This window comes from Streptomyces viridosporus (genome assembly GCF_002078235.1).
Lineage (GTDB): Bacteria > Actinomycetota > Actinomycetes > Streptomycetales > Streptomycetaceae > Streptomyces > Streptomyces viridosporus.
The window spans coordinates 26,624-44,688 of sequence record NZ_MSGP01000218.1; the positions used below are offsets into that span (position 1 = coordinate 26,624).

Here is an 18,065-nt window from a genome sequence, read left to right on the forward strand (position 1 = left end):
TCAGTCGAGCGTCAGGTCGGACGAGCCGTTCAGCGCGGCTCGGACCAGGTCGTCCACGGTCATCTCGTCGACATCCACCTTTTCGGCGACGTCGTCCGGCTCGCTGCCGTCCGCCGGTCCGGTGCTGCGGCCAGCCAGTTGCAGCAGGGGTTCCAGCACGCCGATCTCGCGGAGCCGGCCGAGCGACACGGAGGCGAGCAGCGCGCGGACGGCCGCCTCGTCGCCGTCGGCCACCGCGCCGTCGGTCTCCTCGTCGAGCCCGAGCTCGTCGAGCAGGTACGCGGTCATCGCCGAGGGCGTCGGCCGGTCGAACACCAGCGTGGACGGCAACGTCAGCCCGGTCGCGGCGGTGAGCCGGTTGCGCAGTTCGACGCCGCTCAGCGAGTCGAAGCCCAGGTCCCGGAACGACCTGTCGGGTCCGAGCAGTTCGGCGTCGGCGTGGCCGAGCACCGCCGACGCGCTGTCCTGCACCAGCTGCAGCATCTCCTCCCAGCGCTGTACCGACGTCAGGCCGGCGAGCCGCGTCAGCAGCCGCGGCGCCTCCTCCTGCCGCGGCGCCGGGGCGTCGAGGGCCTCGCTGCCGGGCAGTTCCTGGAGCAACGTCCGCAGGCGGGACCCCGTGGCGCCGCGCAGGAACGCCGCGGCGGTCACCCGGGCCACCACCGCGGTCGCCACCGGCTCCGCGACGAGCTGCCGCAGCGCCAGCACGGCCGGCTCCGGGTCCATCGCGCCGACGCCGGTGCGCCGCGCGCCCTCATCGGCGCGTGCGGTGGCGGCCATACCGTCGCCGCCCCAGGCGCCCCACGCGATCGACGTGGCCGGGAGGTTCTTCGCCCGGCGCTGGTCGGCCAGCGCGTCGAGCACGGCGTTCGCGGCGGCGTAGTTGGCCTGGCCGGGGTTGCCCACCGTGCCCGATGCCGACGAGAACAGGACGAAGCCGGTCAGGTCGAGATCACGCGTCAGCTCGTCGAGCAGCAGCGCCGAGGTCACCTTGGCACGGAACACGTCCTGGAAGCGGTCCGGCGTCAGGGCGTCGACCACGCCGTCGTCCAGCACGCCCGCCGTGTGCACGACCGCGGTCAGCGGGTGCTCGGCCGGGATTCCGTCCAGCAGCGCGGTCAGGCTGTCGCGGTCGGCCACGTCGCACGCCGCGAGGGTGACCCGTGTGCCGAGCCCCTCCAGTTCCGCCCGCAGTTCGGCGGCGCCGGGCGCGGCCTCGCCGCGGCGGCTGGCGAGCAGCACGTGCGGCACGCCCTCCGCGGCGAGCGACCTGGCGACGTGCGCGGCCAGTGCGCCGGTGCCGCCGGTCACCAGGACCGTGCCGTCCGGCGTCCACAGGCGGTCCGGGTCGGCCGCCGGCGCCGGGACGAGCCGGCGGCCGAACACCGCGCCCGGCCGCACCGCGACCTGGTCCTCACCGCCCTCGCCGGACAGCGCTCCCGGGAGCCGGGCGGCCGCGGCCCCGTCCAGCAGGGAAGGCAGGTCCACGAGACCGCCCCAGCGGTCGGGGTGTTCGAGGGCCACGATGCGCCCGAGGCCCCACACCGCCGCCTGCACCGGGTGCACCGGCGGCTCGCCCGCGTCCACAGACACCGCGCCACGGGTGGCGCACCACAGCGGTGCGGTGATGCCGGCGTCGCCGAGCGCCTGCACGAGCGCGGTGGTCAGCAGCACGCCGTTCGGTACGGCGCCGACCATCGTCTCGTCCAGCGCCAGCAGCGAGAGGACGCCCGCGATGTGCGTACCGCCCACGACCTCGCGCAGCCGTGCGGCCACCCGCTCACGGTCGGTGTCGCCGATCTCGACCCGGATGGTGTCGGTGCCGAGCGTGCCGGCCACGGTGTCCGCCCAGGCGTCGCCGGCCGGGTCGGCCGGCAGCACCGCGAGCCAGGTACCCGTGACGGCGGTACGGCGCCCGGCGACGGGGCGCCACGCGATCCGGTGCCGCCAGCTGTCCACCGTGGCCTGCTCGTCCTTCGCGCGCCGCCAGTCGAGCAGCTTCGGCATGACCTTCGCCAGTGCCTCGCCGTCGACGTCGAGCAGGGACTGAAGCGATGTGGGATCGGTGTCCCGGACGGCCGCCCAGAACCGGTCGTCGTCGCGCCGGCCGGCGGGCACGACCGTGGTCGCCGTGGTCTGCGGCCAGAACCTCTCGTGCTGGAAGGGGTACGTGGGCAGCCCGATCCGGCCGGCGCCGGCGTACACGCCGGCCCAGTCGATGCGGACACCGCGCGTGAACAGCGTGCCGAGGGCCGCGGCCAGTGCCGTGTCCTCGTCCCGGTCGCGGTGCAGCGAGGCCACCGCGACCGGTCCCGCGCCGTTCATCGCGATGGTGTCCTGCGCCATCGCGGTGAGCACGCCGTCGGGGCCGATCTCCAGGAACGTCGTGACGCCACGGGCCAGCAGGGTCCGCACGCCGTCGGCGAACCGGACCGCGTCGCGGACGTGCCGGACCCAGTACGCCGGGTCGGTGACGAGGTCACCCGGCTCGACGACCACGCCGGTGAGCGTGGAGACCAGCCGTGTCGTGGGAACGTGGTAGGTCACCCGGTGGGCGACGCGCTCGAAGTCGGCGAGCATCGCGTCCATGTGCGGGGAGTGGAACGCGTGACTGACGTTGAGCCGCCTGGTCCTGCGTCCCTGCCGCGCGAAGTGCGCGGCGAGCGCCTCGGCCGCGTCGGCGTCACCGGCGATCACCACCGCCTCGGGGCCGTTCACCGCCGCGATGGACACGGCATCGGTGAGCAGCGGGATCACCTCGTCCTCGGACGCCTGTACGGAGACCATCGCGCCGCCGGTCGGCAGCGCCTGCATCAGCCGCCCGCGGGCAGCGACCAGTGCCGCCGCGTCGGCCAGCGAGAACACGCCGGCCACGTGGGCCGCGGCCAGCTCGCCGACGGAGTGCCCGGCCAGGAAGTCGGGCCTGACACCCCAGGACTCCACCAGCCGGTACAGGGCCACTTCCAGCGCGAACAGCGCGGGCTGGGTGAACTCCGTCCGGTCGAGCGCGCCGTCCGTGCCGTCCCACATCACCTCGCGCAGCGGCCGCGCCAGATGCGGATCCAGCTCCGCGACAACCGCATCGAACGCCTCCGCGAACACCGGGTACAGCGCGTACAGGCGACGGCCCATGCCCACGCGCTGCGCGCCCTGCCCGGTGAACAGGAACGCCACGTGGCCGCTGCCGGCGCGGTCCGTGAGCACGGCCGCCGACCGCGTGCCCTCGGCGAGGGCGGTGAGCCCGGCCCGCAGGGCATCGACGTCGGCCGCGAGCACGGCGGCGCGCTGGTCGAACACGCTGCGGGTGGTGCCGAGGGAGAGACCCAGGTCCGGCAGCGAGGTGATGTCCGTGTCGAGCAGCCGGCGGGCCTGGTCGCGCAGCGCCGCACCGGTCACCGCGGAGAGCGGCAGCGCCAGCATGCCGTGCGGACGCTCGGGCACCGTCTCGGTCACGACCGGCGGCGCCTGTTCCAGGATCAGGTGCGCGTTGGTGCCGCTGGCGCCGAAGGACGACACCGCCGCGCGGCGGGCCCGGCCGGCCGCCGGCCAGGCCGTCGCCTCGGTGACGAGCCGTACCGCGCCGGACGACCAGTCCACGTGCGAGGAGGGCGTGTCGGCGTGCAGGGTCCGCGGCAGCGTGCCGTGCCGCATGGCCATCACCATCTTGATGACACCGGCGACACCGGACGCGGCCTGGGTGTGGCCGATGTTCGACTTCACGGAACCCAGCAGCAGCGGGGTCTCCCGGTCACGGCCGTAGGTCGCCAGCAGCGCCTGCGCCTCGATCGGGTCGCCCAGCCTGGTGCCGGTGCCGTGCGCCTCCACGGCGTCCACGTCGGACGGTGCCAGGCCGGCGGCGGCCAGCGCCCGGCGGATGACCCGCTGCTGCGCGGGGCTGCTCGGCGCGGTCAGGCCGTTGGAGGCGCCGTCCTGGTTGATCGCCGAGCCGCGCAGGACCGCCAGCACCTCGTGGCCGTTGCGCCGTGCGTCGGACAACCGCTCCAGGACGATCATGCCCACGCCCTCGGCCCAGCCGGTGCCGTCCGCGGCGTCGGAGAACGCCTTGCAGCGGCCGTCCGGCGACAGCGCGCCGAGGTCGGTGAACTCCACGAAGTTGACCGGCGTGGACATCACCGTCACACCGCCGGCCAGCGCCAGGTCGGTCTCGCCGGACCGCAGCGCCTGAGCCGCCAGGTGCATCGCGACCAGCGACGACGAGCACGCCGTGTCCACCGAGACGGTCGGTCCCTCGAGGCCGAAGGTGTAGGCGAGGCGGCCGGACAGCAGGCTCGCCGACTGCGCGGTCTGCCAGTCGCGCCCGTCGGCGACGGGCCGGTAGTCGCCGCTGATGCCGCCGACGTACACGCCCGTGTCCGAGCCGCGCAGCCCGGCCGGATCGACGCCGGCCCGCTCCAGCGCCTCCCACGCCGACTCCAGCACCAACCGCTGCTGCGGGTCCATGATGAGCGCCTCGCGCGGCGAGATACCGAAGACCGCCGGGTCGAAGTCGGCCGCTCCGGGCAGGAAGCCGCCGCCGCGCGCCACCGTGCGCGGCCGGCCGTCCGGTCCCGGCTCGAACAGTCCTGCCAGGTCCCAGCCGCGGTCCGTGGGCATGGGGCCGATGGCGTCGGCGCCCGCGACGATCAGGTCCCACAGCTCTTCCGGCGAGCCGACACCGCCCGGGTAGCGGCAGGCCATGCCGACGATGACCACCGGGTCGTCGTCGGCGACGACGGCGCGCACCGGCGCAAGGTCCTCGGTCCGCTCCCCGAGCAGCTCGGCGAGCAGGTGGTCGGCCAGCGCGGCAGGCGTCGGATGGTCGAAGGCCAGAGTGGCCGGCAGCGGCAGCCCGCTCAGCTCGGTGAGCTGGTTGCGCAGGTCCACCGCGGTCAGCGAGTCGATGCCGAGGTCCTTGAACGGCAGGCCCGGCTCGATCGCCGTGCCGCCCGCGTGGCCGAGCACCGCGGCCACCCGGTCGCGGACCAGGGTGCGCACCTCGGGGGCGCGGTCCTGCTCGGGCAGGGCGAGCAGGCGGTCGCGCAGACCACCCGCCGGTTGTGCGACGGCGGCCTCTGGCAGCTCGCTGAACAGCCCGCTGCGCCGGGTGCGCAAGAAGGCGGGGGCAAAGGTCTCCCACGCCACGTCGGCGACCGTCACATCGACGGTGCCGCCGAGCACGCCGTCCAGGGCGGCGAGCGCCCGGCTGGATTCCATGGCAGGCAGGCCGTTGAGCTCCAGGTGCCGGGCCATCCCGTCGCGCTCGCTGCCGGCCCAGGCACCGAACGCCACGGCGACACCGGCCAGGCCGCGGGCCCGCCGCTCTGCGGCGACGGCCTCGCGCCGCGCGTCGGCGGCGGCCTGCCCGGCCCGGTCGCGCACGCCCCAGGTGCCGGCGACCGACCCGAACAGCACGAACGCGTCGAGCGGGGTGTCGTGCAGCAGTGCGGCCAGGTGGTCGGCTCCGGCGTCGCCCGTGACGAACACCGTCGAGACGGCGTGCTCGGCGAGCAGCGCGGCCAGCGCGGCCCGGTCCTCGGGGTCCGCGTCGGACGCCGTGACCGGCACGCCCAGGTCGCCGGGGTCGCCACCGAGCAGCAGCAGGCCGGGCACACGACGGTCGGCCAGCCAGCGCGCCACGCGGGCTCCCTCGGGGGTGTCCGCGCCGGTGACGAGCACCGTGCCGGTGGCGGTCCACTCCGCGGTGAGACCCGCGGCACGGACCAGTCTGCGGGCCAGCACGCCGGGCTCGCGCACGGCGACGTTGTCCTCCGCGCCGCCGAGCGCGGACCTCAGGTGCTCGGCGGTGGTGGTCGTCACCGGGCCGGCCAGGTCGAGCAGGCCGCCCCAGCGGTCGGCGTGGTCGAGGGCCACGACCCGGCCGGCGCCCCAGAGCGCGGCGCGGGCGGGCACCGGTCGCTCACCGTCGTCGACGGCGACGGCCCCGCGCGTCACGAGCCAGACCGGCAGGCCGGTCCCCTCGGACGCGGCCAGCAGCGCCTCGGGCCACGCCTCGTCGGGCACGTCGTCGCCGTCGGTGGCGGCGAGCAAGGACACCATCCCGGCGAAGCCGTGGGTGTCGGGCAGGTCCGCGCCCGGCACCACGGGCACCGCGTCCAGCGCCGCCACTGCGGAGGCCACGGTCCCGTCCGCTTCCCAGCCGGCCGGCACGAGTGCCAGCCACCGCCCGTCGCCGGGTTCCTGCCGGACGGGACGCCATGTGATGCGGTAGCGCAGGCCGGCCGTGGCCGCGCGGTCGCGCCGGCGGCGGCGCCACTGCGACAGCGCCGGCACCACCGCGGACAGTTCCGTGCCTTCGAGCTCCAGGGTCGACGCCAGCGTGTCGAGGTCGGCACGCTCGACCGCCGCCCAGAACTCCGCTTCCACGGGAACGGTGGCGGTGACGGGCGCCGCGGTCGGCCAGAACCGCTCGCGCTGGAACGGGTAGGTGGGCAGGTCGACGGTGCGTGCGCCGCTGCCGGCGAGGAACGCCGTCCAGTCGATGTCGACGCCCTGCGTGTAGAGGCGGGCCAGCGCCGTGACGACAGCGCGTTCCTCGCCCCGGTCGCGGCGCAGCGCCGCCACGACGGTGGCCTCGGCGCCCCGCTCCAGCACGGTCTCGGCCGCCATCGCGGACAGCACCCCGTCCGGGCCGAGTTCGAGCAGGGTCGACACGCCCGCGTCGAGCAGCGTCGCCACGCCGTCGCCGAACCGCACCGCCTCGCGGACGTGCCGGACCCAGTACTCCGGCGTGGACAGCTCGTCGCCGGCGATGCCGCCGGTCACGTTGGACACCACCGGGATCTGCGCCGGGCCGAAGGACAGCCCCTCGACCACGGAGCGGAACCCGTCCAGCATCGGGTCCATCAGCGGTGAGTGGAACGCGTGCGACACCCGCAGTTCCCGGGACCTTGCGAACCGCGCCGCCACCGTGGCGACCGCCTCGCTCTCACCGGCGACGACGACGGCCCGCGGGCCGTTGACCGCCGCGATCGCCGTACCGTCGACGAGTTCGGCGCGGACCTCGTCCTCGCCGGCCTCGACCGCCGTCATACCGCCGCCGGCCGGCAGCGCGGCCATCAGCCGCGCCCGTGCCGACACCAGCGCCGCCGCGTCGGCCAGTGACAGCACACCGGCGACGTGGGCCGCCGCGATCTCGCCGACGGAGTGACCGGCGACGAAGCCGGGGGTGATGCCCCACGACTCGATCAGACGGTACAGCGCCACTTCCACCGCGAACAGCGCCGGCTGCGTCCACCCGGTGTCGTTCAGGGCGTCGGCGTCCGAGCCCCACATCACGTCACGGGCATCGGCCTCCAGCTCCGCGACCACCGCGTCGAACGCCGCCCGGAACACCGGGAACCGTGCGTACAGCTCACGTCCCATGCCCAGCCGCTGCGAGCCCTGGCCGGAGAACATGACTGCCAGTGAGCCGCCGCCCGCCATGCCGGTGACCGTCTCCGCGACACCGTCCGGAGTGGACAGCAGCACCGCGCGGTGGGCGAGGTGGGCGCGGGTGCTGACCAGCGACCACGCCACGTCGACCCGCTCGTGCCCGGTGGCGAAGGCCGCCAGCCGCTCCCGCTGCGCGTCCAGCGCCTCACGGCTGCGCCCCGACACCGGCCACGGCAGGACCTCGGGGCTGACGGAGTCGGCAGCCGGCTCCGCCTCCGGGGCCTGCTCCTCCTCCGGCGCCTGCTCGATGACCACGTGCGCATTGGTGCCGGAGATGCCGAACGCCGACACTCCGGCCCGGCGCGGACGGCCGGTCTCCGGCCACGCGACCGGGCCGGTGACCAGCTCGACCGCGCCGGCCGACCAGTCGACGTGTGAGGACGGCGTGTCCGCGTGCAGGGTCGGCGGCACGGTGCCGTGCCGCATCGCCAGCACCATCTTGATGACGGCGGCGGCACCCGCGGCGGCCTGGGTGTGACCGAGGTTCGACTTCACGGAGCCGAGCAGCAGCGGCGTCTCGCGGCCCTGGCCGTAGGTGGCCAGCAGCGCGTGCGCCTCGATCGGGTCGCCGAGCGAGGTGCCGGTGCCGTGCGCCTCGACCGCGTCCACGTCCTGTGCGGTCAGACCGGCGTCGGCGAGCGCGGCGCGGATCACCCGCTGCTGCGACGGGCCGCTGGGCGCGGTCAGACCGTTGGACGCGCCGTCCTGGTTGACGGCGGTGCCACGCACCAGGCCCAGCACGTGGTGGCCGTTGGCCCGCGCGTCGGACAGCCGCTCCAGCACCAGGACGCCGACCCCCTCGGCCCAGGCGGTGCCGTCCGCGTCGTCGGCGAACGACCGGCACCGGCCGGTCGGCGACAGCCCGCCCTGGGTGGTGAACTCCATGATCGAGTCCGGTGTGGACATCACGGACACGCCACCCGCCAGCACGAGCGAGCATTCGCCGGAGCGCAGCGCGCGCGTGCCCCAGTGCAGCGACACCAGCGACGAGGAGCACGCAGTGTCGACGGTGACGGCCGGGCCCTCCAGACCCAGCGTGTACGACAGGCGGCCGGACAGGATGCTCGCCGTGTTGCCGGTGGCGGCGTGGCCGCGCACGTCCTCGGTGGCGGTGCGCAGGACGGTCAGGTAGTCCTGTCCGTTGGTGCCGACGAACACGCCGGTCTGCGAGCCGCGCAGCGCTGTCGGGTCGATGCCCGCGCGCTCCACCGCCTCCCACGCCGTCTCCAGCAGCAGCCGCTGCTGCGGGTCCATCGCCAGGGCCTCGCGCGGCGAGACGCCGAAGAACGCCGCGTCGAAGTCGGCGACGCCCTCGAGGAAGCCGCCCTCCATGGTGGCCGACGCGCCCGCCGCGAGGGCGGCCAAGTCCCAGCCGCGGTCCGTGGGGAACGCTCCGATGCCGTCCCTGCCGCCGGCGACGAGCTCCCACAGTTCCTCGGGCGAGTCGACGCCCCCCGGGAAGCGGCAGGCCATGCCGACGATGGCGATCGGTTCGTCGTCCACGGGCCGCGTGGCGACCACGGCCGCCGGCACCTCCGCGTTGCCGAGGATCTCGGCGAGCAGGAAGTCCACCAGCTCCGTCGGTGTCGGGTGGTCGTAGACGAGCGACGCAGGCAACGTGGTGCCGGTCGCCGCGGCCAGGCCGTTGCGCAGCTCCAGCGTCGTCACCGAGTCGAAGCCCAGGTCCCGGAACGCGCGGTCGTGCTCGATCCGGCCTGCGTCGGAGTGCCCGAGCACGGCGGCGATCTGCGCCCGTACCAGCTCCAGCAGCACCTTCTTGCGGTCGCCCTCCTTGCGGCTCAGCAGGTCCGCGCGCAAGCCGGACTCGGACGGCCGCTCGACGGCCGGGCCCGTGCGCAGCGCCCTGACCGCCGGCAGATCCTCGACCAGCCGGGTGGGCCGCATGAGCGCGAAGGCGGGCACGAACGTCGCCCAGTCGACATCGGCGACGGCCACCGCCACGTCGTCCAGCTCGATGGCCCGGCGCAGCGCGCCGACACCCGTCCGCGGGGGCAGCGGCTCGAACCCACCGCGCCGCACCCGGGCGGCCAGCTCGCCGTCGGCGACCATGCCCGCATCGGCCCACGGGCCCCAGGCGATCGAGGTCGCCACCCGGCCCTGCGCTCGCCGCCACTCGGCGAAGGCGTCCAGCCAGGCGTTCGCGGCGGCGTAGTTCGCCTGCCCCGGCGCGCCGATGGTGCCGGCGGTAGACGAGAACAGCACGAACGCGTCGAGTTCCAGCCTCGCGGTGAGCTCGTCCAGGTTCCGGGCCGCCGTCGCCTTGGCGTGCAGCACGGTCGCGAACGACTCCGGCGTGAGCGCGTCCAGCACGCCGTCGGCCAGCACGCCCGCGGTGTGGAAGACCGCGGTCGGCGTGACGTCGGCGAGCAGCGCGGCCAGCGCCTCGCGGTCGCCGGCATCGCACGCGGCGACGGTGACCCGCGCGCCGAGCTCCTGCAGTTCCCCGGCGAGTTCCACGGCACCGGGTGCGTCCGGACCGCGTCGGCTCATCAGTACGAGGTGCTCGGCGCCGGCCCCGGCCAGCCAGCGGGCGACGTGCCCGGCGATGCCGCCGGTACCGCCCGTGATGAGCACGGTGCCACGCGGGCTGTACAGCTGCCCCGCGCCGGTGGTGGCGTGGGCGAGCCGGCGGACGAACGCACCCGCCGCGCGCACGGCGACCTGGTCCTCGCCGTCCCCGGCGAGCACGCCGCCCAGCCTCTGTGCGGTGACGGCTTCGAGACGTGCCGGCAGGTCGATCAGACCGCCCCAGGTGGCGGGCCGTTCCAGCGCCGCCACCCGGCCGAGGCCCCACACCGCGGCCTGGTCGGAGTCGGGGATCTCCGTGCTGTCGACGGCGACGGCGGCACGCGTGACGCACCACAGGGGCGCGGTGATCCCGGCGTCGCCGAGCGCCTGCACGGCGACGGTGGTCAGCGCCAGGCCCGCAGGCACCTCGCCGTCGCCGGGCGCGGCGGCCGACAGCAGCGATACCACGCCCGCGAAGCCGCCCCCGGCGGCCTGGTCGCGCAGCGCGTCGGCGAGCGCAGCCCGGTCGGGTTCCGTGACGTCGAGCCGGACGGTGTGCGCCCCGGCGGCTGCGAGCCCGCCGATGGCCGCGGTCACCCACTCCGAGTCGCCGGGCGCGAGCACCAGCCAGGTGCCGCCGGGCGTTGTGGAGCCGCCGGGCATCGGGGCCCAGACGACGCGGTAGCGCAGGGAGTCCGCGGCGGACTCCTCGTCGCGGCGGCGACGCCAGGCCGACAGCGCGGGCACCATCGCCGAGACGGTGCCGGCGGGCAGGCCGAGGTCGGTGGCGAGGGAGTCGACGTCCGCCTCCGCGACGGCCGCCCAGAACGCGGCGTCGACGGTGTCGCCGGGCCGCGGCGCCGGGTCGGCGTCCTGCTCGGGCCAGAAGCGCTCGTGCTGGAACGCGTAGGTCGGCACGTCGATCCGGCGGGCGCCGCTGTCCGCGAAGAACGCCGTCCAGTCGACGGGGACGCCGTGGACGTGCAGGGCCGAGACCGCCGCGCCGACGGCGGCGGTCTCGGAGCGGTCGCGCCGCTGTGACGCCACCACCGCGACGCCGTCCTCGGGCAGGCTCTCCTGCGCCATGCCGGTCAGCACCGCGTCCGGGCCGAGCTCCAGGAAGGCGCGTACGCCCTGTCCGGCCAGCCAGGTGACGCCGTCGGCGAACCGCACCGCGGCGCGCACGTGCCGCACCCAGTACTCGGGGTCGCAGACCTGCTCGGCGGTGACCGGCTCGCCGGTCACGTTGGACAGGATCGGAATGCGCGGCGGCCGGTACGTCAGGGTCGCCGCGACCCGGCGGAAGTCGTCGAGCACCGCGTCCATGCGCGGCGAGTGGAAGGCATGGCTCACCCGCAGCCGCCGCGTACGGTACCCGTCGGCCTCGAGGCCTTCGGCCAGCGCCAGCACCACGTCCTCGTCACCAGCGATCACCACGGACTCCGGACCGTTGATCGCGGCGATGGACACGCGCCGCTCGTCGAGGCGCGGCGCGACGACCGCCTCGGACGCCCGTACGGAGACCATCGCGCCGCCCTCGGGCAACGCCTGCATCAGCCGTCCGCGCGCGGCGACGAGCTTCGTGGCGTCAGCCAGCGACAGCACGCCGGCGACGTGCGCGGCGGCGAGCTCGCCGACCGAGTGGCCGGCGAGGTGGTCCGGCCGTACGCCCCAGGACTCCACGAGCCGGTAGAGGGCCACCTCCACGGCGAACAGCGCCGGCTGGGTGTAGCCGGTGCGGTCCAGCTCCGTGGTGTCGCCCGCCCACATCACGTCCCGCAGCGGGCGGTCCAGCTCACCGTCGAGGTGCAGCAGCACCTCGTCGAGGGCGTCGGCGAACACCGGGAAGCGTTCGTACAGTTCGCGGCCCATGCCGCTGCGCTGCGCGCCCTGGCCGGTGAACAGCACGGCCAGGGCGCCGCGCTCCGCCGGGCCGCGCACCACACCCGCGCCCGGCACCCCGTCCCGCACGGCCGTCAGACCGCTGCCCAGCTCGGCCAGGTCCGTCGCGACGACGGCGGCGCGCCGTTCGAACGCCGAGCGGCCGGTCGCCAGCGAGTACGCGAGGTCGGCCGGGTGCGTGTCGGGCCGCATGCGCAGGAGGTCGAGCAGCCGCCCGGCCTGCGCCCGCAGCGCGGCGTCGGTCCGTGCGGACAGGACGAACGGCACCGCGCCGTCGATGCGCGGCGCGGCCGGCTCCTCCATGACCGGCGCCTGTTCCAGGATCGCGTGCACGTTCGTGCCGCTGAGCCCGAACGACGACACGGCGGCGCGGCGCGGCCGGCCCGTCTCCGGCCACGGCACCTGCTCGGTCAGCAGGCTGATGGCACCGCTGGACCAGTCGACGTGCGTGGACGGCGTCTCCGTGTGCAGGGTCCGCGGCAGCACGCCCTGCCGCATGGCCAGCACGAGCTTGATCACGCTGGCCACGCCGGAGGCCATCTGGGTGTGGCCGATGTTGGACTTCACGGAGCCGAGCAGCAGCGGCCGCTCCGGGTCGCGATCCCGGCCGTAGGTCCCGAACAGCGCCTGCGCCTCGATCGGGTCGCCGAGCGCGGTGCCGGTGCCGTGGCCCTCGATCACGTCGACGTCGGACGCCGTCAGCCGGGCGTTGGCCAGCGCCGCGCGGATCACCCGCTGCTGCGAGGGCCCGTTCGGCGCGGTCAGGCCGTTGGACGCGCCGTCCTGGTTCACCGCCGAGCCCTTGAGCACGGCGAGCACCTCGTGACCGTTGGCCTGCGCGTCGGACAGCTTCTCCAGCAGCACCACGCCGACGCCCTCGGCGAGGGTCATCCCGTCGGCGTCGTCGGAGTACGCCTTGCACCGCCCGTCCACGGCGAGCGCCCGCTGCCGGGAGAAGCCGATGAACGCGCCCGGGTTGGACATGATGCTCACGCCGCCGGCCAGCGCCATCGTGCTCTCCCCGTTGCGCAGCGACTGCGCGGCGAGGTGGATCGCCACCAGCGACGACGAGCAGGCGGTGTCCAGTGTGACGGCGGGGCCCTCCAGCCCGAGCAGGTACGCCAGGCGGCCGGACAGGATGCTGCCCAGCGAGCCGGTGACCATGTGGCCCTCGGAGCTGTCCGCGGTGCGCGACACCGACGCCGTGTAGTCCTGGTAGCTGGCGCCGATGAACGTGCCGGTGAGGCTGCCGTGCAGAGCGTGCGGGTCGAGGCCGGCCCGCTCGAAGGCCTCCCACGCCGTCTCCAGCAGCAGCCGCTGCTGCGGGTCCATGGCCAGCGCCTCACGCGGCGAGATGCCGAAGAAGTCCGCGTCGAACTCCGCGGCGTCCCGCAGGAAGCCGCCCTGCACCGAGTACGTCTTTCCGGCGCGGTCGGGGTCCGGGTCGTACAGCTCGTCCGCGTGCCAGCCGCGGTCCGCGGGGAAGCCGCTGATCGCGTCGACGCCCTCGGTGACCAGCCGCCACAGGTCCTCGGGCGAGTTGGCCCCGCCCGGGTAGCGGCAGCTCATGCCGATGATGGCGATGGGCTCGTCGAGCGCGGCCGCCGCGGCGGCGGTGCCCGTGGCCGCCGACGCGTCGCCGGCGATCTCCGACAGCAGGAACTCGGTCAGCGCGACCGGGTTCGGGTGGTCGAAGACGAGGGTGCTGGGCAGCGTGAGACCGGTCGCGTCGGCGATCCGGGTGCGCAGGTCGATCGCCGTCACGGAGTCGAAGCCGGCGTCGCGGAACGCCCGCTGCTCGCCGAGCGCGTCGCCGGAGGTGTAGCCGAGCACGGTGGCGGCCAGGCCGCGTACCAGGTCCAGCAGTGTGCGCTGCCGCTCCGCGGCGGGCAGCGCCCGCAGCCCGGCGGCGAACTCCCCGGCGGCGCCACCGGTCGCGGTCTCCTGTTCCCGGACCTCGGTGAGCGCCTCGACCTCGGGGATCTCGTCGAACAGCGTCGTCGGCCGGGTGGCGGTGAACACCTCGTGGTAGCGGTCCCAGTCGATGTCGGCGATCGCGAGTGCGGTGTCGTCCCCGGCGAGGGCGTTCCGCAGGGCCGCCAGCGCGAGCGGCGGCTCCATGAACACGAGGCCGCTGCGCAGGATCTGCTCCGGGTCGACCCGGCCGAGCTTCATGTCGTCCGCCCAGATGCCCCACGACAGGGACTTCGCCGGCAGTCCGCGGGCGCGGCGGCGCGCGGCCAGCGCGTGCAGGTACGCGTTGCCCGCGACGTACGCGGCGTGCGCGCCGGAGCCCCACATGCCCGCAGTGGACGAGTAGAGCACGAAGTCGTCCAGCTCGTCCTCGGCGAGCAGCTCGTCGAGGATCCGGGCACCGGTCACCTTCGCGTCCAGCACCCGCTCGAACTGGTCGAGGGTGGTGTCGGCGATGGTGTGGAGCTCGATCACGGCGGCCGTGTGCACCACGGTCCGCAGCGGCGGCCCGTCCGCACGCAGCCGGTCCAGCAGGGCGGCCACGGCGTCGCGGTCGGTGATGTCGCAGGCCACGACCTCGGCGACGGCACCGCGCTCGGTCAGCTCCGCGACCAGGTCGGCCGCGCCGGGCGCGGCCGGGCCGCGGCGGCTCGTGAGCACGATGCGCTCCGCGCCCCGGTCGGCGAGCCAGCGGGCGAGGTGCGGGGCCAGGGTGCCGGTGCCGCCGGTGACCAGGACGGTGCCGCGGGCGGTCCAGCCCGGGCCGTCGGCGGTCCTCGGCGCACGGACGATCCGCCGCGCCAGCGTGCCGGCGGAACGCACGGCGAGCTGGTCCTCTCCCGTCGCGCCGGACAGCACGGCGGCGAGCCGGCCCGCCGCGCGGGCGTCCAGTTCGACCGGCAGGTCCACGGTGCCGCCGATCCGCTGCGCGTGCTCGAGCGCGGCGGTCCAGCCGACGCCGAGCACCTGTGCCTGGCCGGGGTTGAGCACCTCGTCGACACGGCCCGTCGACACGGCGGCACGGGTGAGGAACCACAGCCGGGCGTCGATGCCGGCGTCACCGAGGGCCTGCACGAGCGCCACGGTCAGCGCGAGGCCCTCATTCAACGCGGAGCGGCCCTCGAGCGGGCGCTCGGCACCCGCCACCAGCGACACCACTCCCGTGACCTCGTCGAAGCCGTCGAGGCGCCCGGCGAGCACGGCCCTGTCGGCACATGCGGCGTCGAGGACGAGCCGCTCCGGCGTGGCACCGTGTGCGGCCAGCGCGGAGACCACGTCCTCGTCGGCGACACCGTCGGCGGTGACCACGAGCCAGCGTCCGGTCAGCCTCGCGGTGCCCGTACTCACCGGCGTCCACGACACGCGGTACCGCCAGGCGTCCACGGCGGACTCCTCGCGGCGGCGGCCGCGCCATGCCGACAGCCCGGGCAGCACCGCCGCGAGAGCCTCCTCGTCCACGGCGAGGTCGGTAGTGAGCGAGGCCAGGTCCCCGCTCTCGACGGCTTGCCAGAAGTCCGCCTCGACCGGGTCCGTGCCACCGGCCACCGCGGGTGACGGCACCGGGATCCACAGGCGTTCGTGCTGGAACGCGTAGGTGGGCAGGTCGACCCGGCGGCCACCCTCGTACAGCGCGGCCCAGTCCACGCCGACGCCCCGCACGAACGCCTCGGCGAACGACGTGAGGACGCGGTCCAGGCCGCCCTTGTCACGGCGCAGCGTGCCGGTCACCACGGCCCGCACGCCGGCCGCGTCGATCCCCTCGGTGATCCCCACCCGCAGCACCGGGTGCGGGCTGCACTCGATGAACGCGCGGTGGCCCTCGCCGAGCAGGGTGGTGACGGCCGGGCCGAAGTTCACGGTGCCGCGCAGGTTGCGGTACCAGTAGCCGGCGTCCATGACCGTGGTGTCGAGCCACTCGCTCGTCACGGTCGAGTAGAACGGCACCTCGGCGGTCCGCGGCCGGATCGGGGAGAGGAGTTCGAGCAGCTCGTCCCGGATGTCCTCGACCTGAGCGGAGTGCGAGGCGTAGTCCACGGCGATCTTCCGCACGCGGACGCCGTCCGCGGTCAGCGTGTCGGACATCGTCTCCAGCGCGGCGGGAACACCGGCCACGACGACCGATCCCGGCCCGTTGACGGCCGCGATCTGCACCGAACCGTCCAGGGGCAGCAGCGGCTCGACGCGGTCCGCGGGCAGTGGCACCGACATCATGCCGCCCTTGCCCGCCAGCCGCCGCGCGATCACCTGACTGCGCAGGGCGACCACACGGGCACCGTCCCTGAGGGAGAGCGCACCGGCGACCACCGACGCGGCGATCTCACCTTGGGAATGGCCCACCACGGCGTCCGGGTGCACGCCCTGCGACCGCCACAGTGCCGCCAGCGCCACCATCACCGCGAACGACGCGGGCTGCACGACGTCGACGCGCTCGAGGCCCGGCGCACCCTCGGCCTGCCGGAGTACGTCCAGCAGGGACCAGTCCGTGAACTCCGACAGCGCGACGGCGCATTCGCTGATGTGCTCCGCGAACACCGGCGATTCGTCGAGCAGCTGCGCTCCCATGCCGACCCACTGCGAGCCCTGGCCGGGGAATACGAACACGGTCCGGCCCTCGACGTCCGCCACGCCCTCGACCACCTCGCGCGACGCCTCGCCACGGGCGTAGCCGTCCAGGGCGTCTCGGTCGATGACCACGGCCCGGTGCTCGAACAGCGAGCGCGAGGCCACCAGCGAGTAGCCGAGGTCGACCGGGTCCGCGTCCAGGCCGGCCAGGCGGGCGGCCTGGTCACGCAGCGCGGGCGCGGACCGCGCCGACAGCACGAGCGGCAGTACGGCCGGGACGAGCACGGCCGCGCGCTCGGCCGGTGCGGGCGCGGCCGGCGGTTCCTCCAGCACGACGTGGACGTTGGTGCCGCTGATGCCGAACGACGACACGGCGGCGCGGCGGACCCGCTCCCCCGGCTCCCACGGCCGGGCCTCCTGCAGCAGCTGGACGGTGCCGGTGCTCCAGTCGATGTGCGAGGACGGCGTCCCGGCGTGCAGCGTGGGCGGCAGCACGCGATTCTGCAGGGCCAGCACCATCTTCATGACACCGGCGACGCCCGCGGCGGACTGCGTGTGGCCGATGTTGGACTTCACGGAGCCGAGCAGCAGCGGCCGCTCCGGGTCCCGGTCCACGCCGTAGGTGGCCTGCAGCGCCTGGGTCTCGATCGGGTCGCCCAGCGCGGTGCCGGTGCCGTGCGCCTCCACGACGTCCACGTCGGACGGTGCCAGCCGCGCGTTGGCCAGCGCCTGCCGGATGACCCGTTGCTGCGAGGGCCCGTTCGGCGCGCTGAGGCCGTTGGACGCACCGTCCTGGTTGACGGCGGAGCCGCGGATCACCGCGAGCACCGGATGGCCGTTGGCCTGCGCGTCGGACAGCTTCTCCAGCAGCACCACGCCGACGCCCTCGCCGAGCGCCATGCCGTCCGCGCCCTCCGCGAACGCCTTGGACCGGCCGTCGTGGGCGAGCGCCCGCTGCCGGCTGAACGCCGTGAACGGCCCCGGGTTCGGCATCACGGTCGCGCCGCCGGCGAGCGCCAGCGTGGTCTCGCCGTTGCGCAGTGACTGGCAGGCCAGGTGCATGGCCACCAGCGAGGAGGAGCAGGCGGTGTCCACGGTGACCGCTGGCCCCTCCAGCCCGAACACGTAGGCGAGGCGGCCGGACAGTACGCTCGGGATGGTGCTGGTGACGACGTGCGCCTCCAGGTCCTCGGCGTGCTGGGCGCCGTACTCCTGGAAGCTGGAGCCGACGAAGGTGCCGGTCATGGTTCCGCGCAGCGTGGCCGGGTCGATGCCGGCCCGCTCCAGCGCCTCCCACGAGGTCTCCAGCAGCAGGCGCTGCTGCGGGTCCATGGACAGGGCCTCACGCGGCGAGATGCCGAAGAACGCCGGGTCGAAGTCGCCGGCGTCGTGCAGGAAGCCGCCGCGCGTGGTGTAGGTGGTGTGGGGTTTGTCCGGGTCCGCGTCGTACAGCGCGGCCGCGTCCCAGCCGCGGTCCACGGGCCATTCGCTGCTGGCGTCGACGCCGTCCTCGACGAGGGCCCAGAACTGCTCGGGCGTGGCGGCACCGCCCGGGAACCGGCATGCCATGCCGACGATCGCGATGGGCTCGTCGAGGGCGCCGGTCGCGGCGGTCACCTGCGCGGCGGCGCCACCGGCGTCGAGCA

Annotated in this window: 1 protein-coding gene (cut by a window edge); it reads right to left on the bottom strand. The window is 75.2% G+C overall.

What is annotated here, in order from left to right:
* Positions 1–18,065, bottom strand: the 3' portion of a protein-coding gene (locus B7L92_RS16090; protein ID WP_255310986.1) for a type I polyketide synthase. 9,640 nt of this gene lie beyond the right edge of the window; only the last 18,065 of its 27,705 coding nucleotides appear in the window; the start codon falls outside the window, past its right edge; its stop codon occupies positions 1–3.